The 23,860-nt window shown below is 65.4% G+C and carries 22 protein-coding genes; 5 read left to right on the top strand and 17 right to left on the bottom strand.

Annotation, left to right across the window (positions count from 1 at the left end; genetic code table 11):
* Positions 1-2: 2 nt before the first annotated feature.
* Complete coding sequence (mscK, locus tag HNO51_RS07230) at positions 3-3,362, bottom strand: mechanosensitive channel MscK (RefSeq protein ID WP_422674262.1); 3,360 nt, start codon at positions 3,360-3,362, stop codon at positions 3-5.
* 284 nt (positions 3,363-3,646) lie between these two features.
* Here mscK and HNO51_RS07225 point away from each other — a divergent pair, with 284 nt between their 5' ends.
* The 4 genes from HNO51_RS07225 to HNO51_RS07210 all read left to right on the top strand — a co-directional run bounded on the left by HNO51_RS07225 (position 3,647) and on the right by HNO51_RS07210 (position 5,821).
* Complete coding sequence (locus HNO51_RS07225) at positions 3,647-4,708, top strand: phospholipase A (RefSeq protein ID WP_197450396.1); 1,062 nt, start codon at positions 3,647-3,649, stop codon at positions 4,706-4,708.
* A gap of 87 nt (positions 4,709-4,795) precedes the next feature.
* Complete coding sequence (locus tag HNO51_RS07220; RefSeq protein ID WP_209538847.1) at positions 4,796-5,128, top strand: ElaB/YgaM/YqjD family protein; 333 nt, start codon at positions 4,796-4,798, stop codon at positions 5,126-5,128.
* A complete protein-coding gene (locus HNO51_RS07215) occupies positions 5,128-5,529 on the top strand; it encodes a phage holin family protein (protein ID WP_209538846.1) in 402 nt (133 codons plus the stop codon). Before HNO51_RS07220 ends, HNO51_RS07215 begins: the two co-directional genes overlap by 1 nt.
* Positions 5,510-5,821 carry a YqjK family protein gene (locus HNO51_RS07210; RefSeq protein WP_197450393.1) on the top strand — a complete coding sequence of 104 codons (312 nt, stop codon included), beginning with the start codon at positions 5,510-5,512 and terminating at the stop codon, positions 5,819-5,821. Before HNO51_RS07215 ends, HNO51_RS07210 begins: the two co-directional genes overlap by 20 nt.
* A gap of 63 nt (positions 5,822-5,884) precedes the next feature.
* Here the strand turns inward: HNO51_RS07210 and HNO51_RS07205 are convergent, their stop codons facing one another.
* From HNO51_RS07205 to HNO51_RS07190, 4 genes are all read right to left on the bottom strand, one after another.
* Entirely contained in the window at positions 5,885-6,535 is a 651-nt protein-coding gene (locus HNO51_RS07205) for a TetR/AcrR family transcriptional regulator (RefSeq protein ID WP_197450392.1), read from the bottom strand.
* Positions 6,536-6,599: 64 nt separating this feature from the next.
* On the bottom strand, positions 6,600-7,565 hold the full coding sequence (egtD, locus tag HNO51_RS07200) for an L-histidine N(alpha)-methyltransferase (protein ID WP_197450391.1): 966 nt from the start codon (positions 7,563-7,565) through the stop codon (positions 6,600-6,602).
* A gap of 1 nt (position 7,566) precedes the next feature.
* Positions 7,567-8,880 carry an ergothioneine biosynthesis protein EgtB gene (gene egtB / locus HNO51_RS07195; protein ID WP_209538845.1) on the bottom strand — a complete coding sequence of 438 codons (1,314 nt, stop codon included), beginning with the start codon at positions 8,878-8,880 and terminating at the stop codon, positions 7,567-7,569.
* A gap of 190 nt (positions 8,881-9,070) precedes the next feature.
* Positions 9,071-10,285 (bottom strand): BaiN/RdsA family NAD(P)/FAD-dependent oxidoreductase, encoded by a 1,215-nt coding sequence (locus HNO51_RS07190; RefSeq protein WP_197450389.1) that lies wholly within the window; start codon positions 10,283-10,285, stop codon positions 9,071-9,073.
* 356 nt (positions 10,286-10,641) lie between these two features.
* Between HNO51_RS07190 and HNO51_RS07185 the strand changes: the two genes are divergently transcribed.
* Positions 10,642-11,538 (top strand): helix-turn-helix transcriptional regulator, encoded by an 897-nt coding sequence (locus tag HNO51_RS07185; protein WP_197450388.1) that lies wholly within the window; start codon positions 10,642-10,644, stop codon positions 11,536-11,538.
* 68 nt (positions 11,539-11,606) lie between these two features.
* On the opposite strand, the gene HNO51_RS07180 is transcribed toward HNO51_RS07185, so the two are convergent.
* From HNO51_RS07180 to HNO51_RS07125, 12 genes are all read right to left on the bottom strand, one after another.
* Entirely contained in the window at positions 11,607-12,926 is a 1,320-nt protein-coding gene (locus tag HNO51_RS07180) for a TadG family pilus assembly protein (protein ID WP_197450387.1), read from the bottom strand.
* A 2-nt stretch (positions 12,927-12,928) separates the two neighbouring features.
* Positions 12,929-13,381, bottom strand: a complete 453-nt coding sequence (locus tag HNO51_RS07175) for a TadE/TadG family type IV pilus assembly protein (RefSeq protein WP_197450386.1) — start codon at positions 13,379-13,381, stop codon at positions 12,929-12,931.
* Between the two features lie 38 nt (positions 13,382-13,419).
* Positions 13,420-14,370 carry a tetratricopeptide repeat protein gene (locus tag HNO51_RS07170; protein WP_209538844.1) on the bottom strand — a complete coding sequence of 317 codons (951 nt, stop codon included), beginning with the start codon at positions 14,368-14,370 and terminating at the stop codon, positions 13,420-13,422.
* Positions 14,371-14,406: 36 nt separating this feature from the next.
* A complete protein-coding gene (locus tag HNO51_RS07165) occupies positions 14,407-15,378 on the bottom strand; it encodes a type II secretion system F family protein (protein ID WP_209538843.1) in 972 nt (323 codons plus the stop codon).
* A 13-nt stretch (positions 15,379-15,391) separates the two neighbouring features.
* Positions 15,392-16,390: a type II secretion system F family protein gene (locus tag HNO51_RS07160; protein WP_209538842.1), complete on the bottom strand. Its 999-nt coding sequence runs from the start codon at positions 16,388-16,390 to the stop codon at positions 15,392-15,394.
* Positions 16,381-17,751 (bottom strand): TadA family conjugal transfer-associated ATPase, encoded by a 1,371-nt coding sequence (locus HNO51_RS07155; RefSeq protein ID WP_242597220.1) that lies wholly within the window; start codon positions 17,749-17,751, stop codon positions 16,381-16,383. The genes HNO51_RS07160 and HNO51_RS07155 overlap by 10 nt, the downstream gene beginning before the upstream one ends.
* A gap of 54 nt (positions 17,752-17,805) precedes the next feature.
* On the bottom strand, positions 17,806-18,993 hold the full coding sequence (locus HNO51_RS07150; protein WP_209538841.1) for a CpaE/TadZ family protein: 1,188 nt from the start codon (positions 18,991-18,993) through the stop codon (positions 17,806-17,808).
* Between the two features lie 36 nt (positions 18,994-19,029).
* Positions 19,030-19,326 carry a hypothetical protein gene (locus HNO51_RS07145; RefSeq protein WP_197450381.1) on the bottom strand — a complete coding sequence of 99 codons (297 nt, stop codon included), beginning with the start codon at positions 19,324-19,326 and terminating at the stop codon, positions 19,030-19,032.
* 46 nt (positions 19,327-19,372) lie between these two features.
* A complete protein-coding gene (locus HNO51_RS07140; protein WP_209538840.1) occupies positions 19,373-20,932 on the bottom strand; it encodes a type II and III secretion system protein family protein in 1,560 nt (519 codons plus the stop codon).
* A gap of 106 nt (positions 20,933-21,038) precedes the next feature.
* The gene (cpaB, locus tag HNO51_RS07135; protein ID WP_209538839.1) at positions 21,039-21,854 is read right to left on the bottom strand and encodes a Flp pilus assembly protein CpaB; all 816 of its coding nucleotides are present in this window, start codon (positions 21,852-21,854) and stop codon (positions 21,039-21,041) included.
* Entirely contained in the window at positions 21,851-23,221 is a 1,371-nt protein-coding gene (locus HNO51_RS07130; protein WP_209538838.1) for a P-loop NTPase family protein, read from the bottom strand. The genes cpaB and HNO51_RS07130 overlap by 4 nt, the downstream gene beginning before the upstream one ends.
* A 94-nt stretch (positions 23,222-23,315) precedes the next feature.
* Positions 23,316-23,855 carry an A24 family peptidase gene (locus HNO51_RS07125; protein ID WP_209538837.1) on the bottom strand — a complete coding sequence of 180 codons (540 nt, stop codon included), beginning with the start codon at positions 23,853-23,855 and terminating at the stop codon, positions 23,316-23,318.
* Positions 23,856-23,860: the final 5 nt, after the last annotated feature.

Below are 23,860 nucleotides of genomic sequence, written 5' to 3'. Positions count from 1 at the left end.
CCTCAACGCCCGCCGTCGCCGCCGCCTCCGCCGATCTCGATGTCCCCCGGATCGCCACCCGCCCCGGGAGGCGGAAAGTTCTCGCTACAGTCGTCCTCTGGCGTCAACGTCTGCACCTTCTTCTTGGCGCCGTCATCGGCGCGGTGCAACCACACATCGAGCTGGTTGAAGGCGATGTCGATCTCGTGCTCGGCGAACAGCTCGCCGATCCGGCAGTTGATCTCGTCGGTGGCGAACAACCGGTCGCCGAGCGAGTTGACGAAGACCCGCAGCTCGAAGGTGAGCGTGCTCTCGCCATAGTTCATGAAGAATACCTGCGGCTCGGGGTCGCTCAACACTCGGGGGTTCTCGTCGGCGACCTGGCGCAGCAGCCGGTGCACCAGGCGCTGGTCCGAGCCGTAGGCAACACCGAAGGAGAGCACGACCCGGGTGATGGTGTCCGACAGTGACCAGTTGATCAACTGGTCGGTGACGAAGGTCTTGTTGGGGATGATGATCTCCTTGCGATCGAAGTCGGTCACCGTGGTGGCCCGGATGCGTATCCGGCTCACCGTGCCGGTGAGGTTGCCCAGGGTGATGGTGTCGCCGATGCGCACCGGCCGCTCGAACAGGATGATCAGGCCCGAGACGAAGTTGGCGAAGATCTCCTGCAGGCCGAAGCCCAGGCCCACGCCCAGCGCCGCCACCAGCCACTGCAGCTGGCTCCAGGCCACGCCCAGGGTGGCCAGAGCCACCACCAGGCCGGTCCCGACGATGGTGTAGGAGAGCAGCGTCGAAATGGCGTAGGCGCTGCCCTGCTTGAGCTCCAGTCGCGACAGCACCATGACCTCGAGCAGACCCGGCAGGTTGCGCGCCATCACCAGGGTCAGCACGAAGATCAGCGCCGCGGTGAAGATATCGGCGACCGACAGCGCGCTGGTGACGAGCTCCGAGCCAACCCCTTCTCCCGCCTCCCAGATCGCCACGTCGTCCAAGTAGCCCAGCACCGTGAGCAGGTCGGACCACACCAAGTAGAGCAGCAGGGCGAAGCCGATCAGCAACAGCAGCTTGGAGAGACGCAGCGACTGCTGGTTGATCTGCTCCATGTCCAGCGGTGGCTCTTCGACCACTTCGAGCCCGCCCTCGGCGCCCTCCTGGGCCTGGGTCCGGCGCCGCATCAGCGCCCGGCGGAACGCCAGGCGGCGAGCCGCTACCGCCAGGCCGCGCACCACCGAGGCCTCGACCAGGATCCACATCGCCAGCAAATAGAGCGTGATGACGAAGCGGCCGATCAGGCTCAGCGCCGTGTATTCGAAACCGGAAACGATCAGCCCCACCAGCACCAGCGGCACGGCGGCCATCAGTAGCCCCAGTATCAGGCGGAACAGCTTGACGCCGAAGAAGGGGGTATGCGCCAGGATCAGCCGTGCGAGCAGCACGCTCATGGCCAGCAGCCCGGCCAGCAGCAGCGTCAGGGCGATGGGCCGCGTGGTCAGGCTGATCTCGCCATCGCGGGCCAGGGCAGAGATCAGCAGTACCGGCACCAGCGCCACGCCGAGCCAGCCTAGCAGCCAGCGCAGCCGCGAGACATAGCCCGACGGCCAGTAGAAGTGCTTGGTCGCCACCCCGTCGCGCACCAGCAGGCGTCGCGACCAGGCCAGGAAGGCCCAGGCCAGGGCCAGGTGCAGGAAGGCCTGCCCCAGCCCCGATGCGATCCCCGATTCGATGGCGCCGAGCGAGACCCCGACGCCCGCCAGGGTCAGCGGGCCGGGTAGGGCCAGCAGGGCATTGAGGCCGACCGCCAGCGGCGTATGCGCCTGGGAATCGCTGCGCAGCCGGCCGATCTGCTCGTGCAGCGCGGTTAGCCGGCGCTGCACGCGACGCCGAAGCCCCAGCAGCACGACCGCCACCAGCACGAACGGCGCACCGGCCAGGGCTTCGCCCCCGGGGGTCCGCCAGTGCACCGGCAGCACCTCGCGCCATTCGCCCTGCTGCCATTCGGTGACCAGGTTGGCGGGCAGATGGCGAAACCAGGCCAGATCCAGCGGCCGGGTATTGGCGATCCAGAACAGCTGCTCGTCGATGGTCGTGCGCAGCTCGCGAGAGGTGTCCAGCAGCTGCTGCTGGTTGAGCTGCAGCTCGATGGCCGCACTCAGCAGGCCGCCGTAGGTCTGCTCGAGCTGGTCGACCAGTTGGCGGCGTGAATGGTAGAGCCCCTGCAGCGACTCCACCAGCGCCTCGCTGACCTCGACCCCGGCCTCCTCGAGACGCTGGTTGGCCAGGCGTTCACTCTGGCGCAGGCTGTCGCGCTGGCGCACCAGGTCGAACTGGCGCAGGCGCAGGTCGGCGATCTCGTCCTGCAGGTTGCGCCTGGCATCGACCTGGGGCAATGAGCGGCGCTGCTCGCGCAGGATGCGCGACAGCAGCAGACTGCCGCGAATCGCCTCGATCTGCTCGTTGAGGCTCCGCTCGAGCTGGCGGACATGGTCGAGCTGGCTACGAACCGCCAGGCTTTCGCGCACCAGCCCGTTGTGGCGGTCGTTGGCCCGCAGCAGCTCGAGACTGAGATCACGATTGATCTGCTGGGCGCGTTCGAGTACCGGGTGGCCGGCCTCGAGCAGCGGGTCGTCTCGCGCGGCATCGGCGATCGCCTGTTCCGTGGCCATGCGGCGCTGACGGTCGATCACGCTCTGCAGCAGCGTCAGCTCGGCTTCCTGGCGCGCTATCTGCTGTGTCAGCAGGTCGCGCCGCTGCTGCGCCAGTTCGCGCAGCCGCGTATTGCTGCCCAGCTCGCGCTGTCGCAGGCGTAGCGTGCGTTCGGCCAGACGCCGCTCGACCTTGAGCTGCCACAGCTGCGGCGAATCGTCGCTCGCCCCCTGCCCCTCCAGCACATCGAGCGAGCGGCGCGTACGCTCGGCGGTCTGCATCGCCTCGGCAATGGCCTGCTGGGCACGCTCCGGCAGGGTCTGGGCGGAGAGCAGCTGGGCGTTGACATCGGCCAGTCGGTCCTGTTGCTGCTGCAGCTCGAACACCGCCTCCTGCTGGCGATACTCCAGTTCATCCAGCGGGATGTCGTCGAGCTCGGCGATGGTGCGATCGAGCGCCGCCTCTTCCTCCTCGAGGAGCTCCCGCTCCAGGCGCAACAGCTCGCCGGGCGCCTCCTCCAGCCGCTGCTCCAGGGCCTCGAGGCGCTCCTCTACCCCCTGCAACTGCTCGAGCGCGCTCAGCGTGGCCTCGAGCGCGTCGATGTCGCGCTGTTCGGCGTCGGTTACGCTCGCGCCCTCCTCGGGGCGCAGTTCGGCCAGGCGCTCTTCCACCACGCTGCGATCGGGCAGGGTCTCCTCGGCCACCACCCGACCACAGGCAAACAGCAACAGCAGCAGGACGAACCAGACGGGAAAGCGCCAGGCCGGCCGAGTGGCCCGGCAGCGACGGCGGTGCACTGGATAAGGCAATTCGTTCACTCTAGCTCTCGGTTGGCGGGATCTCGCGGCGTGGTGCTGATTCTCGGTCCCGCAGCAGCGCAAGGCAATGGGGAGCCGTCACTATTCCGCTCATTAAGCCGCCAGCGCCGCAGGATTAGCGGGAGTCGATAGATCGGCGCATGGTTGACTTGGCCCCCGGACATGGTAGAAACGGCACACACGCTTCCTTCGGTCCCGCTGCCATGATGCTTCGTCCTTCGTCATACCAGACTCTTCTTGCGTTGCTGCTGGCCGGGGCCGCCGGCAGCGCCGTGGCCCAGGAAGGCCCGCTCAGTGCAGAAGAGCGCGCGGCGATCGAGGCGCGCATCGATACGCTCGGCCAGGAGCTGGATTCGCTGCGCCAGCGATTGGCCCAGGACCGGCTGCAGTCCGGCGAGCGCCGTCTCGGCCTTGGCGAGGTCATCACCATCGCCTCGGAGCAAGAGCTCGAGCCCATGGAGGAGCGCCGCCAGCTCGAACGGGAATCGTCGCGCAATCCCTTCGCGATCACCACCCATCGGCGCAACTACCTGCTGCCGCTGAACTACGATCGCCGCCCCAACGAGGCCGTCTTCGGCGACGTCGACCGCGACGGCACCCCCGACCGCGCCGAGGTCAAGTTCCAGTTCAGCGCCAAGTTCAACCTGATCGAACGACTCTTCGGCGATTACGGCGGCGATCTCTACTTCGCCTATACCCAGCGCAGCTGGTGGCAGGCCTACAACGCCGACTCCTCCTCGCCCTTCCGCGAGACCAACTACGAGCCGGAGGTCTTCATCGACTTCGAGAATCGCTGGTCGCTGCTGGGTTGGACCAACGTCAACAATCGGTTGAGCTTCAATCACCAGTCCAACGGGCGCTCGGGTGAGATGTCGCGCAGTTGGAACCGCATGATCCTGGAATCGACCTTCGTCAACGACGACTGGCTGGTCAGCGTAGCGCCCCACTGGCGCATACCCGAGTCAGAGGGCGACGACGACAACCCCGACATCGAGCGCTACATGGGCTACGGTACCATCGGCGTGGCGCGCCGCTTCGGCGACAGCGAGATCGGCGTGGAATGGCACGGCAACCCCAGCGCCGGCCACATGGGCACGCGAGTGGATTACTCCTGGCCGTTGCACGGCAACATCCGCGGCCACGTGCAGTATTTCTACGGTTACGGCGACAGCATGATCGACTACGATCACCGCACCCAGCGCATCGGCATCGGCTTCAGCCTCAACCCGATCTTCTCGGGCAGCAGCCGCCTGTTTCCGGATTGAGCCCTCGGGCACCGAGTGCAACGGCGTTGAAGTCGCAGTCGCTAATGCTATGCTGAGGCTGTCAACCAGCCAGCAAGGGAGAGTGTCATGGCCACGCGAACTCCGCACGTCGACGAAACCACCCGCCAGCTCAAGGTAGATCTGCAGCAACTCACCCACACCCTGGAGGAACTGGTCAGCGCCACGGCTGACGATTCACGCAGCAATATCAAGGAGCTCCGGACGCGTGCCGAGAAACGGCTTAAGGAGACCCGCGAGCGACTCGAAGCGCGCGGTGAACGGCTCTACGGCGAAGCCCGCGACACTCTGCACCACCAGGCCGACGCCTGCGACCGCTACGTGCACGACAATCCCTGGACCAGTATCGGCATCGGCGCCGTGGTGGGCGTGGTCATCGGCATGCTCATCGGGCGTCGCTGATGGCGTCGAGTGACGGACCGGTACAACGCCTGTTCATCATCGGCAAGCGGCTACTGGCTAGCCTGGTGGCCACCGGCGAGACGCGCCTGCGCCTCGCCGTGCTGGAGCTCGAGGAGGAGCGTGCCCGCCTCGTCACCCTGCTGCTGTTGCTGGGCCTGAGCCTGGTGCTGCTGCTGCTGGGGCTGGGCATGCTGGTGCTGCTGGTGGTGGTGCTGTTCTGGGATACCCACCGCCTGGCGGCCATGCTCCTCTGCGCCGCCGTGTTGCTGGCCGGCGGCGGCCTGACCGCCGCCCTGGCCCTGCGTCAGGCCCGCCGCCACACCCTGCTCAAGGAGACCCTGGCCCAGCTCGCCCTGGACCGCCACCTGGTGGAGGAGCAGCGTGACCCGTCGCGACAGTGACCGAAACCGCCGGCAGTCCCGTGCGCAGCGCAAGGCCGCCCTCGTTGCCGCCATCGAGCAGCAGCGCATCGACATCCTGGTCGAGGCGGAGCGCTGGCAACACGCCTCCGCGGCCCTCGATGCGGGCTGGCAGCGCATCAAGCGCTATCGGGGGCTGGTGTACCTGGCCGGCGGCGCCCTGCTGGTCGGCGGCGCACGCCACCCCAGCTCGCTGCTGCGCATGGTCAGGCGACTCGCTGCCGGCGGCCTGCTGCTCAACCGGGCGCGGCGAATCCTGCAGCAGGTCCGCTGAAGCCGGTCGCGTGTCAGGCGCGGCACAGTGCCTTCCATATGACCTTCATATGGCCTTACTGCCCTATAGCTGCGCCTCGGCGTGATGGCGCCGGTGAGCCACGCCCGGGACCCACTTCATCCAGCTCTCGCCGCGCTTGAGGCGTTTCTCGATGAAGCGACGCGTGCGACGCTGGCCCTCGCTGGTGTCGGAGGCCCATACCGCCAGCGCCGCCAGGAACAGGCTGGTCAGTGCCATCTCCTCCACCTGGGCACGCCGGGTGCCGTAGCGCGCCTCGAGACGCGCCGCCTCGCGCAGCCACTGGACGGTGCGCGACAGGTCGAAGACCATCGGCACCCAGGTATGCGGATGCGGCAGGTGCGCCTTGGCCTTGAGCATTTGAACGGTCACCTGCCGATGCGCCGCGTAGGCATCGAACCAGGCCTGCAGGCAGTGCTCGATCCGCACCCGCTCCGGCCAGTCGTCGAAGGTGTCGGGCTTCGCGGCCAGCATGGCGCGCCAGCCCCGCTGGAACCAGGCGTTGGCCACGTCGTCCATGTCGCGAAAGCGCTCCAGCACCACGGACATCGGCAGCTCCAGGCTGCGTGCCACCTCGGACAGCCGCACCGCCCGCCAGCCGTGCGTCTCGGCCTGGCGCACGGCCTCGTCGACGATACGGTCGGCGAAGGGGGACGCCTCGGAGGTGGAGGAATCCTGAATCGCGATCATGGTCATGGCGGGCCCTCTGCTTCCGGCATGGTTCTGTCATGCAGCATAGACCGGATTCCGGGCGGAGCCATCAGCCCGCACGCTCCAGATAGTGGATGCAGAACAGCGAGTCACGGTCGGTCCAGTGCGCCCTCGGCTCGAAACCCGCGCGGCCGGCCAGCTCGCGAAAGCCGGCGATGCTGTACTTGTAGGAATTTTCGGTATGCAGGCTCTCGCCGGCCTCGAAGTCGACCCGCTCCCCCGCGATGCGGATAGCCTGGTCGTGCAGGCTCACCAGATGCATCTCGATGCGTGAATCGGCCTCGTTGTAGAAGGCGCGATGGCGAAACCCGTCCAGCTCGACCTCGGCTTCGAACTCGTGTCGCAGGCGCCGCAGCAGGTTGAGGTTGAAGGCCGCGGTCACGCCGGCCGCGTCGTTGTAGGCCGCATCGAGGATCGCCCGGTCCTTGATCAGGTCGACGCCGACGAGCAGTCCCCCGCCCGGCGGCAGCAGCGCGGCCAGCCCTTCGAGGAAGCTTTCGGCCTCCTCGGGGGTGAAGTTGCCGATGCTCGAGCCGGGAAAGAAGGCTACGGGGCGCTCACCCGCCAGGCCCTCCGGCCAGGCCATGGGGCGCGTGAAGTCGGCCCAGGCGGCATGCACCTCGAGCCAGGGATGATCCACCGCCAGGCAGCGAGTGCTCTCGAGCAGGAAGTCGCGGGAGATGTCCACGCCCAGGTAGCAGGCCGGGTGCAACGCCTCGAGCAGCAGGCGCACCTTGCGGCTGGCGCCGCTGCCCAGCTCGATCAGGGTGGCGTCACGACCCACCACTTCAGCGATGTCCGCGGCGGCGGCGCGCAGGATCGCCTCCTCGGTGCGGGTCGGGTAGTACTCGGGCTGCAGGCAGATGGCGTCGAACAGCTCGGAGCCGCGCCGGTCGTAGAAGAACTTGGGCGACGTGCACTTGGGCGAGGCGGTGAGGCCTGCCAGCAGCTCCTCGCAGAGCGAACCCGCCGCCTCCGGCGGGTGCTGGTCGTGAAAGCGTACGAGCGGATCCATATCAAGCCTCCCTGGCGAGCCGGAAACCGGAAAATGCCCAGCGGGCATGGGGCGGGAAGAAGTTGCGGTAGGTCGACCGGATGTGATCGACCGGTGTGGCGCAGCAGCCACCGCGCAGCACCATCTGCCCGGACATGAACTTGCCGTTGTACTCCCCCAGCGTGCCCGGCAGCGGGCGATAGCCGGGATAGGGCCGGTAGGCGCTGCCGGTCCACTCCCAGACGTCGCCGTACAACTGGCGCGCGGCCCGCCCCCGGGCCGCGGCCGCCACCGGCTGCAGGTGGTCGCGCTCGACGAAGTTGCCCGCTACGCCCACGTCCCTGGCGGCCACCTCCCACTCCGCCTCGCTGGGCAGACGTGCCCCCGCCCAACGGGCATAGGCGTCGGCCTCGAAGAAGCTGACATGGGCCACCGGCGCCTGCCGGTCCACCGGCCGCAGCCCGCCCAAGGTAAAGTGATACCACTCGCCGTCACGCTGGACCCAATACAGCGGCGCCTGCCAGCCCGCCTGGCCGACCTGCTGCCAGCCATCGGAGAGCCACAGCTCGGGGCGCGCGTAGCCGCCGTCCTCGATGAAGGCCAGGTACTCGCCGTTGGTCACCGGGCGGCTGGCCAGTTGGAACGCTTCGAGGAACTGGCGATGGACCGGTCCCTCGTTGTCGTAGGCAAAGCCCGATTGCAGGTCGTGGCCGATCTCGCGGATACCGGCGTCATGCTCGAGCCAGGCCGGCTCACCGGGTTCCGCCGCCACCGGCGGTGCCAGGTCGTCGCGATAGACCGGGCACAGCGGGTTCTGGGCCAGGATGTGCTTGATGTCCATGAGCAGCAGCTCCTGGTGCTGCTGCTCGTGGTGAAGCCCCAGCTCGACGCGGCGCAGGATCTCGGCGGCATGCTCGGGCGGAGGCGACTCGAGCAGTGACGCCATGGCCGCATCGACATGGGCGCGGAAGCGGTAGACATCGGCCACCGTGGGACGCGACAGCGTTCCGCGCCGGGGCCGCGGAAACGGCACGCCGTGAGTCTCGTAGTAGGAATTGAACAGAGAGTCGTAGGCGGGGTCGGGCGTTCGGTAGCGAGGCTGAAAGGGAGCGAGGAGGAAAGCTTCGAAGAACCAGGTGACGTGGGCGAGATGCCACTTCGGTGGACTGACGTCATCCATGCTCTGGATCACGTAGTCCTCGGTGCAAAGCGGCTCGCAGAGCTGCTCTGAGGCGCGGCGAACGCGCTGGTAACGTCTCAGCCACTCCTTCTTGTGCTGTGTATCGGAGGTATCCAACTGGTGGTGAGCTTTCAACTCGTGGGCTAGCGGGGGCATGGCGCACTCCTTTGACGAACCCCATCCTGGGAGCCTGTCGGACGTGACGCTGATCTCTCGTGACGATCGGTCAAATCCGACAGGCTCCGAGACGAACCGATGCCACCAGCGTAGCAACGCCCCGCGCCGCTTCTGGTTACGTTAGGTAAGGTTTTGTCGCGCCCGCGCAGCGGGTGACCGAGCGCGGGCCCTACAGCGCCAGACCGCAGGCCACGCCGGAAGCCCAGGCCCACTGGAAGTTGTGGCCGCCGAGCTCACCGGTAACGTCGAGCACTTCGCCAATGAAACGCAGCTGAGGCACCCCCTCGACGCTGAAGTCCTTCGACGATATCGGTGCGGTGTCGACCCCGCCCAGGGTCACCTCGGCGGTGCGCCAACCCTCGGTGCCGGCCGGCTTGAGGCACCAACGCCCCAGGCGCTGCTGCCACGCCTCGATGCGGGCATTGGAGAGTTCGGCCAGGACAGGATCCTCGCCGTGCCACTCGACCAGTGCCTGGGCCAGGCGACGCGGCAAGTTCTCGCCGAGCCAGGTGGAGAGCTGGCGGCGCGGCGTGGTCCGGCGCGCCTCGGCAAGCGCTGCGGGCAGGTCCAGCCCGGGCAGCAGGTCGATCTCGAGTTCGTCGCCCGGTTGCCAGTAACTCGAGATCTGCAGCATGCCGGGGCCGGACAGGCCGCGGTGGGTGAACAGCATCGGCTCGCGATAGCGACGCTCGCGCCCCGGCCCCAGGCGCTGGCCGCCACGTACGGCGCTGACCGCCACGTCGCAGCTCACGCCGGCCAGGTCGGCCACCCGCGCCTTCCATTGCGAAGTCAGCGTGAACGGCACCAGCGCCGGGCGCGTCGCGGTCACCCCCAGGCCGAACTGGCGGGCGACGTCATAGCCGAAGCCGGTGGCCCCCATGGTGGGGATCGACAGACCGCCGGTGGCGATCACCACGGCACCGGCCTCGATACGCCCCATGGAGGTGGCGAGCCGCATGCCCTCGCCGGCGGCCTCGATGCGCTCGATGGAGGTCTTCAAGCGCAGTTCCACTCCGGCCCACTCGCATTCGGTGAGCAGCACGTCGAGCAGCGCCTTGGCGGAATGGGCGCAGAACAGCTGGCCCGGCGCCTTCTCCACGTAATCGAGGCCGTGCCGCTCCACCAGTTCGACGAAGTGCTCCGGGCGATAGCGCTTCAGCGCCGAGATGCAGAAGTGCGGATTGGCCGAGAAGAAGTTGGCCGGCCCGCTGGCCAGGTTGGTGAAGTTGCAGCGCCCGCCCCCCGACATCAGGATCTTCTTGCCGGGCTTGTTGGCGTGGTCGAGCACCAGCACGCGCCGCCCCGCATGACCCGCCGTGAGCGCACACATCAACCCGGCGGCACCCGCACCGACGATCACGACGTCGAACCTTGAAGACGGCATGGCATTTCCGTAGCTGGAGGAGTCAGGAAGGGCTTGATCGGAAAAGCGGCCGATTCTAGCAGAATTCGCTGACAACCGGCCACGGCCGATCGATACGTCGAGTAGGTTCTTTTTGCTACCGCCAGGTGTTACTTAAACATGCTCTAATACAGTTTTTTGCATTAGAGCAATACGACTAAAGGATGAGAAATATAACCCGGGTTAATCCACGATCTTAAATTACATTGGGTAAGTGACACTCAGCACAAAAAGTTACACTCAACCTTCAGCCTACACAAAAAATAACATATCAACAAAACCACCAAGAAGAGTTTATAACGCTTTATCACGCAAGGGATTCCGGAGGGACGTCGCCTATGTCCACCCACGCCTACGTTCTCGTTGTGCTACGTACGCTCAATAACCCCGTGGAAAAGGAGTATGTACGAGCCCTGCGAAAAAAAGGTTATACGATCGAGTTCGTCACACAAGAGCAGGACCCCCTCCCCATCCTGCTCTCTCATCCGCCCATCGCCGCCTGCTTCGAGTACGACTACCCCGATTTGCAGGGCCTGACCGACTTGAGGCAGGCCAAGCAGCGTGCCGCCTCGGTGCCCCTGCTCATGATCACCCAGGCCCATTCGGAGAGCCTGGCGGTATGGGCCTTCCGCACCCGGGTATGGGATTACTTCGTCCAGCCGGTCGACCTCTCCCGATTCATGGCGGTCATGGAGAGCCTCTTTCAGCTGCGCTCGGCCAACGCCGGCACGCCGGCGAGAAAGCAGGTGGCGGAGTTGAGCAACCAGATCCCCCCCGAAGCCCGGCTTCACTGCCACTCGGCCAACCATCAGCGCATCCAGCTGGACCGCGCCATCAGCTACATCGAGCAGCACCTGCACCAGAAAGTGGTCCAGGCCGACGTCGCCGAGCAGTGCGGCCTCACCCCCTTCCAGCTCAGCCGGCTGTTTCGCAAGCTCACCGACAATACCTTTCAGGGATTCCTGCTGGAACGACGCATCGAGGAGGCCAAGCGGCTGCTCGCCAATCCCAGGATGTCGGTCACGGATGTCTGCTTCAGCGTCGGTTTTCGCGACCTCTCCTATTTCACGCGTACCTTCCAGAAGCACATGGGGAAGACGCCGACGCTATATCGTCAGGGGCTCTTTCACCACGACACCTCCCCCTTACCCCTCGCCTCGTCCGAGAACGCCGCGCCTCCCCCCTGCATGGAGGGTGAAATGGTGGCTGTGCCAGTGGGCAACGCTCGTGACTGACAGCATACGTAGTGAAGAAAAAGGGCGCTGACCGCAAAGGCAGGGAGCCGGCCAGCGCCAAAAGCGCATCAATCCACCAGAACGGGTATTTCCGCGAGAATGCCGAAGTTCTCGCCGCCGGTCTGACCCTTGGGTTCGTGGTAACTACAGCTAGGCAGAAAATAGATACTCTTCTGGCGCCAGCCGCTCTCCTGCGAATCACTGCTCCACTTTGCTAGATCGCCGTCGGAATCTCGAATATTCATCGCAGTGACAAAGTCATCCCAGCGCGTCACACCATCAGGATCGGCATTGGACCAAGTGCCAGGAGACACTCCCTCACTATCTTCGGGAGGCTCCTCCATTTGCCAAGGCGCATCGTCATCGATCTTGTTGGCTTGATCTACGATCCAGGCGATGTTCAGATTGACTGCTCCCACCAGAGGGTTGCTTGGCGCAATGCCATCCTGGCAGTCAACGACGGGTAACGTGAGGTTCCACAAGCGTTCCTTGTCTGTCTCTTCTACCCAGCAGTCGTAGAGCGCCTGGAAAGCGGCCTGTACCTGGCCGTTATTGGTGGAAATATCCTCACCGAAGCGCATCTCTTCGGGGTTGCCGTCGCCACAAATCAAGGCCTTCAACTCACTGGCACTTGAGGCTCCGCTATCATCGTGCTGGAAATTGGTCCAGCCCCCCGTCTGATCGCCTTCGGGAATGAAGCGCCCCACATCGCATGAATAGGTATCCCCATCCGTAATGGCTTCGCGGCACATGGCGATAGGCTGGTCGACGTCCTCCGGGCGCAGTTTGCCGGCAAAGCCAATGTACGCCACCGCCCGGGCCGACGCCTTGTAGCCCTCGTCGAACCCCAGCACGCGACCGAAGAAGGCCTCCACTGGTGTCTGATCCCGGGCTGTCACCACCTCGACGGCGTTGATGAAGCTTGGGTTGCTATCTAACTCTTCGGCTGTCTTCCCGGCCAGGTCCACAGGTTCCACATCAGACATGTTGGGTGTGAAGCCTCGCGTAGAACCAGGGGCCAGACCAAAACTCCAGTGGCCTCGTTGGACACTCAGCACTTCGACAGTCTCTTTCTGGCTATTGTTAGACTGGGCCGCCTCCGTTGCCCAGGCTTCGGCACTCTTGTAGTTGACCCCATCATAGGGTTCGGTACCGTCATTGACTCGCGAGCCGTCCTTCACGTACAGGAAGCGAGCCCCGGCCAATGCACCGGCATCAGAGGCATTCTGCAGTTCATTCCTTGCTACGAACAGATTTCCACCGTCTACCGAGAGCGCCGTAAAGGCCAGCAGCATGAAGAGCGCCAGCGTCACCAGAACAATGGAAACCCCTCCCTGCCGTCGAGGAGAGCCATGGCGCCAACCTGCTTGTCGTTGACTGGTATTCATGGTCATTCCGCTCGCATGGTAGTGGTGGAAGAGAGCTCCAGGACGCCGCCCAATGTTCCGAGAAAGCTGGGCAACAGCAGGAACTGATAGGGATAGTCAACGGTAACGGTGACTTCACTGCCAGGCGGCATGTTGACATCGGACCGCTGAATGTCGATAACCATCTCGGCCGTCCCGCCAAGCGATATCAGGTACTGCTCGGCATAGTCACGGATCGCTTGCTCGATGGCATTGTCCTCGGCGACGAGATCGCGAGGCGCAGGCTCGAACAGGATCCCCCTTCTGGCCCCTTCCCGGCTGGCATTGGTCAGCGTCGCCTTGTCGAAGAGCGCGACACTGAACTCGATGATTCCAAACAGCAGGAGGAACAAGAGTGTGGCCGAGATGGCGAATTCCACGGTCTCGGTGCCCTGCTGTCGGCGAAGTGACCTGCCTTGAAACCTGTTCCCCTTCATGTTCCGTTCCTCCGCAGATGACTCCAGGCCCGTTGGGGTCAGTTCGCACGCACACCTCGACTGTCGCCGTTTCGGCGCAGCAGCCCCTCCAGGTTCCTGGCGTTCTCGCTGGCGGTGACGTAATAAGCCGGCGAGAGGCGCATCGCCTCGTCAAAGAAGCCCATGGCATCCTCGTAGCGCCCTTCGAGCATCGAGATGTAGCCGATATCGTTGTAGGCCTTGGCCCGGTCGCCGTTGCGCGCCACCGCCTCGATTGCCGTCTCGAAGTCGCCCTCGCGGGCATAGACCAGGCCCAGGTTGCGCCAGGCCAGCTCGTAGCGGGGGTTGGCGCTCACCGCACGGCGCAGGGAGAGTCGCGCGCCTTCCCAGTCACCGGCCAGGTAGCGCGAATAACCCAGGTTGTTGAGCACCAGCGGTGTGCTGGGGCTTGCCTCCAGCGCCTTTTCGTAGTGGCGCCGAGCCCGTTCGAAGTCGCCGCGGATGTCGGCGATCACCCCCAGGGCGTTATGCGCTTGCCAGGGCACATCGGGACGTGAGGCGAGCGGCTGCAATTGCTGTTCGGCATTGTCGTAGTCGCGCTGTTCGAGCAGCACGATGCCCAGCGCGGTGCGCGCCCCCATGTGGCTGCCGTCGATCTCCATGGCCCAGCGATACGCCTTCTCGGCCAGGTCGTGATTGCCGCGGCCATGGTGAATGATGCCGATTCGATAGAGAGGGTCCGCCTTGGGCGACTTCTCCATGCGCAGACCGCGCAGGTACTCGAACAGTGCCCGGTCGACGTCGTTGCCGCGCAGGGCAGCCGCCCCGTTGCGGTAGGCCTCTTCGGGCGAGGCAACGGGAAACGCCGTGCTGTACTCGACCGACGAGCCCCCATCCCCCAGTGACGCATAGGGATCCGAGCCTGACTGGCGCTGGGCGTTGCTGGCACAGCCTCCCAGCAACAGGGCCAGTGAGATACCGACAACCGTGTTCTTGAGCGTGAGTTTCATGCGACTCTCCTGAGGCTCAGTGGTGGGGTGGAAGGCTCAACGACCGGCCAAGGCCGCCATGGCGCCCAGCAGCGGGGGCCCCAGGGCCACCACGAAGAAACTGGGAAAGACGCAGAAGATCAGCGGGAAGAGCATCTTGGTGCTGACCTTGGCGGCCTTCTCTTCGGCTTCCTGGGTGCGCTTGTCACGCAGTTCCACGGCAAACAGGCGCAACGTCATGGCGATACTGGTGCCGAAGCGCATGCTCTGCAGCAGGGTGGTGACGAGACCACGAATGTCGTCGACGCCAGTGCGCTCCTCCAGATCGCGCAACGCCGCCTTGTTGTCCATGCCGGCGCGGGTCTGCAGGCCGAACAGATGCAGCTCCTCGGCCAGCTCCGGGTGGCTGATTTCCAGATCGCGCGCCACGCGCTGGATCGCCGCCGCCAGGCCCAGCCCCGCCTCGCTGCACACCACCAGCAGGTCCAGGGCATCCGGTAGGCCACGCCGCAGCAGCCGCGTGCGACGCTTGATCGCACGCTCCAACCAGAAGCGCGGCAACAGGTAACCGGCGATCGCCGACCCTGCCACCAGCATCACGCTGACCACCGGCTCCAGGCGCACGAAGGGCACGACCACCAGCAACAGCAGAATGGGCGGCACCACGGTGAGCAACAGGCGAACGCCAAAGAAGAGGTTGACCGCCCCGGGAGAGCGCTTGCCGGCCCGGCGCAACTCCAGGGCGATACGGCTGCGTGCTTCTTCCTCGGTGGGCACGAGCCGTTCGCCCATGGGCCCAAGCCATTCGCGCAGGCCGGTTTCCGCATTCGCCGTACCGCTGGCGCCGCTCGCTTCCAGGCTGCGCAGGCGGCGGCGCAGCGGATCGGACAGTCCCATGACCACGAACATGACGGCAATCAGCAGGGCAAAGATGGCCAAGCCCAGCAGGCTGGCGAAGGCCAGCTGGATTGACTCGGGGTCCTCGAACCTGTCGCTGAGCGGCTGCAGCCACTGCATCAATCGTTCCATTTCATGCCCTCCTCTATACCTCGATGCGCACGATCTTGCGCATCCACAGGATGCCGATGACGATCATCACGAAGGCCGCGACCACCAGCTGGCGCCCGACCGGGTCCTGGGTCAGCATGGGGATGAAATTGGGCGAGACCACGGTAAGCACGCCGGCGAGAACGAACGGCAGCAATGACAGGATCCAGGCCGCCATGCGCCCCTGGGCGGAAAGCGTCTTCACCTTGCGCTGGAAGCGGAAGCGATCGCGCACTACCGAGGCCAGGCCATCGAGCAACTCGGCGAGATTGCCACCGGTTTCCTTCTGAATCAGCACCGAGGTGACGAAGATCATCACCGTCACGCTCTGCACCCGCCGCAGCAGGCCCAGCATGGCATTGCGCATGTCGCCGCCGTAGCTGATCTCCATGAAGGTGGTGCGAAACTCGCCGGCGATGGGCTCGGCCATCTCCTCGGCCACCAGATGCATGGCATCGCTGAACGGGTGGCCGGCACGCAGCGCCCGGGACATGATGATCAACGCATCGGGAAGCTGCTCCTCGAACTTGGCAAGACGCTGGTTGCGCAGGCGCAGCAGGCGCATGAAGGGCAACGACGCCACACCCAGCCCCAGCGGCACGCCGAGAAGGGGTTGAGGCAGCAGCAGGAAACCCAGCACACCCGCGATGCCGCCCAGGCAGATCGAGTAGAGCACCACGCGGTAGGCCGGCGTCTCTTGTCCGCTCTGTTCGACCAGTTGGCGCACGCGCGCCAAGCCTGGCAGTCGCTCGATTGCCCGCTCCAGCGGCGAGAGCTCACGCAGGTACTGACTCCGCACCAGCGAGACCTGCCCCGTCCTGGCCTCGCCGGAGATCGCCTGCAGGCGCTTCTTGAGCCGCTTCTGTGCCTGGCGGTTCTCGCCGAACGCGGGCACCAAAAAGCTCTGCATCAGCAGGAAAGCGGCGATGAACACCATACCGATGACGATCGTCTGATCGGAGAGCTCGATGTTCAGCAGGCTGCTCAGATCCATGACCGCACGCCTCTCGCGTTCTGGAAGATCTCCAGGCCGGGATCGTACCCGCGCCGCTTCAGGTGATCATGGAAGCCCGGCACCACCCCCGTCGCCACGTAGCGGCCGAGTACCTTGCCGTCGGCATCGACACCTTCGCGATCGAAGCGAAAGATCTCGGACATGGTGATGATCTCGCCCTCCTGGCCGTTGACCTCCTGAACGCTGACCAGACGTCGCACGCCATCCTCCTGGCGTTCGACCTGCACCACCACGTCGATGGCCGAGGCGATCTGCGAACGCAGCGCCTGCGGCGGCAGCTGGTAGCCGCTCATCGCCACCATGTTCTCGATTCGCGTCAGCGCATCGCGTGGCGTATTGGCGTGAATGGTGGTCAGCGAGCCGTCGTGGCCGGTGTTCATCGCCTGCAGCATGTCGAAGGCCTCTCCCCCCCGCACTTCGCCGACGATGATTCGATCGGGCCGCATGCGCAGGCTGTTGCGCACCAGGTCGCGCTGGCTGATCTCGCCCTTGCCCTCGATGTTGGGCGGGCGAGTCTCGAGGCGACCCACGTGGGGCTGCTGCAGCTGCAGTTCGGCCGAATCTTCAATGGTAACGATGCGTTCGTCGTGGGGAATGAAGCTCGACAGGATGTTGAGCAGCGTGGTCTTGCCGGCGCCGGTACCGCCGGAAACCAGCACGTTGAGCCTCGCCTTGACCACCTTTTCCAATAGCCGCGCGATTTCCGGCGACACGCTGCCGTACTCGATCAGGCTATCGATGCCCAGGCGCTCGACGGCAAAGCGGCGAATGGAGAGCATGGGGCCATCGATGGCCAGCGGCGGAATCACCGCGTTGACCCGCGAGCCATCCTTGAGGCGCGCATCGACCATCGGCGATGACTCGTCGATGCGACGGCCAACACTGGAGACGATGCGGTCGATGATCGACATCAGGTGAGCGTCGCTGTCGAAGCGCAGCGCTGTCTGCTCCAGCTTGCCGTGGCGCTCCACGTAGATGGGCGTGGTGCCATTGACCAGGATATCGGATACCGATTTGTCGGCGAGCAGGGTTTCCAGCGGCCCCAGGCCCAGCACCTCGTCCTGCAGCTCGGTGACGATGCGCTGGCGAACCCCGGCGTTGAACGGCAAGGATTCCTTGCTCATCAACGACTCGCATACCTGCTGCACCTGCAGGCGCGCCTCTCGCTCATCCAGCGTACTCAGCAGGGTCAGGTCCATGACCTTGACCAGCTTGCGGAAGAGCTTCTGCTTGTACTCCTGCTCCTCTCGCGACAACCGCACGGCGCCGCGGCTAGCCCAGCCGGCACGTAGCTCGCCCTCGGTTCCCGGTGTCATGCTCATGCGCTCGTGCTGATTCATGGCCGTACTCCTGATGACTCTCTTGTGTGTTGTCGTCATTGCCACGGGGCAGGCTCAATGTCTTCTCGGCAAGGCCCAGCCCAGCAGCGAGCGCTTGCGAACCATGCCGGCCCCGGGCGAGGGTGCGTCCAAGGCTTCGGCGAGCCCCTTGAGCTGACGGGTCAATGGCGCCTTGGGAGCGATGTCGCGCAGAGGGCTACCCACATTGATACTGTGGCTGGCACGCTTGAAGTCGTTGGGCAGGGTATGGAGCGTCAGGCCCGGCAGGGCGTCGCTGATCGCACCGAGGCCGACGTCATTCTTCCTGTCGTAGCGGTTGACGACCACACTGATCCGCGCTGGCGAGATACGCAGCTCATGCACAAGGATGTCGCGCAGCCGCTGGGCATCGTGGAGATGGGCCACGCTCTGCTGCATCACCATCAGCACCTGGTCGGCGTGTTCCAGCACGCAGGCGGTGGCACCGTTGAGCCAGCGCGGCAGGTCGATCACGACCTCGTCGTTGTTTCCACCCAGCACCTGAAGAAGCTGCTCGACCCGCGCCTCGGGTACCTCACCGAGCCCCAGGTGATCGCCTGGCGACGAGGCGAGCAGCGCCAGGCCGCTCTCATGACGCTGGAGGTAAGCCTCCAGCGCCAGGCCATCGAGACTGTCGGCCGACTCCAGCGCCCGCACCAGACCGTGGTCGGGCACCAGGTTGAAATAAAGCGGCAACGAGCCGAACTGCACGTCCATGTCCACCAGCACCGTTTCGCGCTCCCGGTGGGCCAGGCGATGGGCCAGGTTGGCCGCCACCAGGCTGGCCCCAGAGCCCCCCTTGGCATTGATCACCGCAGTGGTGCGCGCCACCTTCCCCGGCTCCTGCTGACGGTCGTTGGCCAGTTCGCGCAGGAACTGCATGATCTCGCTGTCATCGACCGGCGGCGAGAAGAAGTCCCTGGCGCCGGCACGCATGGCCAGGCGGATCATTTCCACGTTGCCCTTGGGACCCACCACCAGCAGTGGCGGACGTTCGCTGGCCGGGCGCTCCTGTACCGCCGTCAGCTCGGCCTCCCAGCGGTTGCCGACAAGCAGCACCAGGGCATCAGGCAAAGGGGCAACGCCCTCCAGCGGATCGACATTGCCATTGACCATCAACACCGAGGTCACCTGGATGTTGCCCTGGCTGCACAGCAGCGCCTCCAGAGCCTTCAGCTCCTCCTGGGCCCTCCCTGCCAGCAGTATCTCGAGCCGTTTTCGCATGGTGTCACCTGCCTGTGGTCGGAATAAGTGGGCCGTTCATTGTTCGGCACTGGGCGCCTGGCCACCCCCGGCAGCCGGCAAGCGATAAACGCGCATCGCCTCGGCCGCCTTGGCGCCATGCAGCGATGGCACTTCATCGCCGGGCTCATAGGTCTGGATCGCCTTGGTATGGCGCACACTGTCGCCGTAGGGTGGCAGGTCGGCCCCCGGCCGCGGTGCCATGCACGCCGTCAGGACCATGGCGAGGGCAATGATTGCCAGCCCTTGAATAGCGGACCGTGAAATAGCGGTACCCTTGCCTCGAGCACTCTCGTTCATGTGGTAATCGCTCATGGTGCGTTCCCCTTGGCTAGGCTGACGTAGCAGTAGTGAGCGGCGTTCAGAGATCATGGCCGAAGCGCCCTTCGGTACCACCTTCCGAGCTGCTCGACATCAGCTCCAGATCCAGGCTCGAGGGCCTGGGGCGCGTGCCACCCTCCTCATCGAGGGATCTGAAGCTGCCCAGCAGGTAGAACTCGAGGTCGCTGGGGGGCACGAAGGAACCGGTAGGCAGACGCACCTGCTCGGGCGAAAAAGAACGCGCCAGCCGCGGCGTAACGAAGATCACCAGCTCGGTCTGGTCCTTGATGTACTCCTGGCTGCGAAACAGCGCCCCAAGTACGGGCACTTCCCCGAGCCCGGGGAGCTTGGAGACATTCTCGCGCAGGCTCTCGTTGAGCATGCCGGCGATGGCAATGGTCTGGCCGGTAGCCAGCTCCAGCGTGGAGCTGGCGCTGCGCTTGCTCAGGGCCGGCACGAAGAACTGGGCACTCACGCCGCTACCCACCCCGACCTGCAGGCTGTTGGCCGGCACCAGATCGGAGACCGAGACATCCACCTTTAGGTTGATGGTGCCGGAGTCCAGCACCACCGGCAGGAAGCCAAGCCCCACGCCGAACTCCTTGTGCTCGATGGCGACCTGGCCGTCGCCCTGGGGCACCGGGATGGGAAACTCACCGCCGGCGAGGAAGCGTGCCGGCTCGCCGGTCAGGGTGGTCAGGTTGGGCTCGGCAAGAATCTTGGCCACCCCTTCGCGGCTGGCCGCATCGAGCACCAGGTTGAGCAGATAGTCGCCGCGCAGATAGCTGGCGAAGATGCCGGTATCCTCAATGGTCGCGGTCGCAGGGGCAAACTCATCGACAACAGGGCCGATCGGCGTTCCGCCACCAAACACCGGCACCCGGCCCCCCAGGCCCTCGGCTCCCTCGAAGACGGCATCGGGGAAGGTGGCCCCACCGCTGACAGCCCCGCCGCGGAACGCTGACGAGCCGACATTGAAGACGTTGAAGTTGGCCTCGAGCCGCTTGACCAGCGAGCGCGACACCTCCGCCACCTTGACGTCGAGCATCACCTGCTGGGCACCGCCGACCTGCATCAGGTTGAGCACCGTCCCTTCCTCGCCGCCGGCAAAGCGCTGGGCAAGCTGCAGGGCGGTTTCCAGCCGCTGGGCACTGGATACCGAGCCACTGAGCACGATACCGTCCTGAGACGAGCGCACCTGAATGCTCTCATCGGGCAGCAGCACGTGCAGGTGACTCTTGAGCGCCTCGAGATCATGGGTCACGGTGACGTTGAGCGTACCCTGGATGTTCTCCGACTGGTCCCACAGCACCACGTTGGTGGTCCCGGTGGACTTGCCCAGCACGTACAGCTGGCGCGACCCCATCACCACCAGATCGGCGATCTCGGGATTGCCTACCGAGACCACCCGCACCGCCCGCGGGAACTGCAGCACCTGGGCCTTGTTCAGCTCCACCGCCACCGACACCGATCGCCCCTCCACCGGCATGGCCACGCTGCGCGGGCGCTCCTGCGCCTCAATATCGATGGCCCACCCCAGGATGATGGCTGCCACAAGGGCCCATAGATACCCTCTCCACACCTCGTTTCGAATGACCATGTCGATTCTCCCTGCCTGTTCGTTAGTCGCGGCGCCACCGGATATCGCCGTCTTTCTTATCCTGGCGGCACTACCGCCGGGTCTTCTGCCGCTTCTCAGGCGGCTTTCAGTTCCGTACGCTCACGGTGCTCGATTGGGTTCCGCGTATCACCGTCACCTGGCGCGGTGCCTGGGCCACGGTGGTGCGCGGTGGCGGCGCGGTGCGCTCGCGGGGCGGCTCGACGTTGAGCAGCTCGCGCTGGGAGGCCAGCAGGTCGGGTGTCTCCTCCTGTTCCAGCGGATTGCGCAGGGTCAGCTGCACCTTGCCCTCCTGGGTCGCCTTGACCAGCGTCTCGGCGTCCTGGGTCGAGACTTCGAGGGTGACGGCACGCACGATGACCGGGCCGTCGCGCTCCTGGCTGGCGATCTGGTCCACCGCCAGCACCTTGAGATTGCGCAGCACCGTCTTCGACTCGACACTGTCGCGGCTGCCGTTGCGCTTGCTGGAGACCACGTCGACGCGGTTGCCGGGCAGCAGGAAGCCGGCCACGCCGACCACATCGTCGACGCGTACGCTCATGGCGCGCATGCCGGGATCGAGCAGCGCGGCCAGCGCGCTGCCGCCCATGTGCTCGGAGACCCTGCCCGCCAGCACCACCTCGCCGGGGTAGATCACCTGGTTGCTGACCCGGCCGACGACCTGCTCGATGTCGTGGAAGCTGTTGGGAGGCACCACGTCCCTAGGCATGTTCACCATCTTGAGATCGGAGGCCTCGACCTTGCTGCCGAACGGTACCTGCAGGGCAGCCACCACCACCTGGGTGACATCGGGATCGCCCTCGTCGCCGGACTGCGTCTGCATCCAGTTCATGGCCACCCCGGCGGCCCCCAGCGCCATGACCAGCGAAAGCGAGAACATGGCGAAGATACCCTTGCGTTTCATGGTGCATCCCTCCGGTTGAGGGCGGTTTCCCCGTCTCCGGCGTCGGAGTCAGAGAAATCGCCGAAATAGGTCTGCCAGGCCCAGGCGAGCACCTCCCGGTCGGGTGCCTCGCCGCCCCAGTAGCGCAGGTGATCGACCGCCAACCCCAGCAGATCGCGCGGATGGCAGGCCAGCAGCGGCACGCCGAGGCGCGCATGCAGCTCGAAGATCACGAAATCGACCAGGGCCGAGTCGAAGGGAATGCCGCTCTCGCGGCACTGCTGCGCCCAGACCCGCCGGTAGGCGTCCGGGTCCAGCGGTGCGAAGCGAATCTTGTAGCCGATGCGGCGCAGGAAGGCGGCATCGGCCAGCGACAGCGGGTCGAGGTTGGTGGAGAACACCAGCGCCACGTCGAAAGGCACGCTGAAGTGGTAGCCGTTGGCCAGCGCCAGGAAATCGCGACGCTCCTCGAGCGGAACGATCCAGCGGTTGAAGAGCTCGGTAGGGCTCATGCGCTGGCGGCCCAGGTCGTCGATGACCAGCATGCCATTGTTGGCCAGCAGCTGGACCGGTGCCTGGTGGATGCGGGTAGCGGCGTCGTACTGCACCTCGAGCCGCTCCATGGTCAGCTCGCCGCCGGTGACGATACAGGGGCGGTGGCAGCGCACGTAGCGGGGGTCGTGGCCATGCTGCAGGTAGAGCCGGGCCGTGGACGAGGTCTCGACTGGGTCTTCCAGCGCCTGGTGCACAGCGGGGTCGAAGCAGCGCACCGCCTTGCCGCCCACCAGGATGGCGTGGGGCACCAGCACCTCGCCCTCCAGCAGCCTTACCAGGCGGCGGGCGATATAGCTCTTGCCGGTACCGGCATGGCCGTGGATGAACATGGCGCGGCCGGAGTGCAGCCCCGGCGCCAACTGGTCGAGCAGGGCGGGGTCGATCACGGTATCGGCAAAGGCCTCGCGAACCGTGTCGCGCTGGATGCCCACCTCACTGAGCGCCTGCTCGCGGATGCTTGCGTTATAGGCTTCCAGGGGGACCGGCGCCTTGCCGCTGTAGCCATCGCGGGCGAACGCCTCCAGCGCCGAGGCGCGGCCGCGGTCGGTAAGGCCGAAGCGCAGCGCCCCTGCTTCGCCCTGGCCGCGCACCTCCACCCGCCCCTCCTCGCGCAGGAAGCGGCACACCTCCTCCACCACGCTGCCGGCGAGCGCACTCTCGTGGCTGAGATGATGCAGATCCATCACACCCTGCTCGAAGAGCTGCTTGACCAGCAGGTCGCCCAGGTAGAGCAGCGACAGCCCGGTCTCCGCCACCGTGCCGGGGCGCGGTGCCCGTCGGGCTGCCGAGCCCTCAGCATCGGCGGGGTGCAACATCGGCGCTGGTTGGAGCATGGCGAGCCTCACATTGGTTTACAAAGCGTGTTATTCCTTCGATTACCTGGCAATGGCCGCTGGTCGTTTGTTATGGCTTCTCGGCGACACATCCCTATCCAACCAGCGACCAGTGCCAGAGCATCCATCCCGTCGTGCCGATCGCGATCGACACCGCGAAGGGAAACTTCCTGCCCATCACCTCGCCCTCTCTGGGCGCGATATAGATCGGCCTTCCCGTTACTACCAACGTCCTCATCATCAATCCGTAGCGGCTCCAGGGAGATAAAGTCGTGCGATTGAATAATGCCGATACGGCAAATAGCAGCGCGATGATTCCGCCTACCACGATGCTGGCGAGACCCGCCTTAAAGACACCAAATGGACCCAGGAACGTGCCGATCGCCGCCATTAGCTTGACATCACCCGCACCGGTAAAGCCCATCAGGTAGCCCGGCATCAGAATGGCCAACCCCACCAGAAGACCGTAGAGGGCGGCCAGGACACCGCCGGCTCCCGCTGCCCAACCCTGCAGCAGAATCCCCACAGTAGCCCCGGTCATGATGAGAATATTAGGAATACGCCGAGTACTAATGTCCCAGTATATACTTACCATCAGGTAGGCACCTAGAATGAGATAAACTTGCTGAGACATATTCA

Source organism: Billgrantia sulfidoxydans (genome assembly GCF_017868775.1).
Taxonomy (GTDB): Bacteria; Pseudomonadota; Gammaproteobacteria; order Pseudomonadales; family Halomonadaceae; genus Halomonas; species Halomonas sulfidoxydans.
The sequence above is the reverse complement of the archived record's forward strand: the minus strand, read 5'-3'. Positions and strand labels throughout refer to the sequence as shown.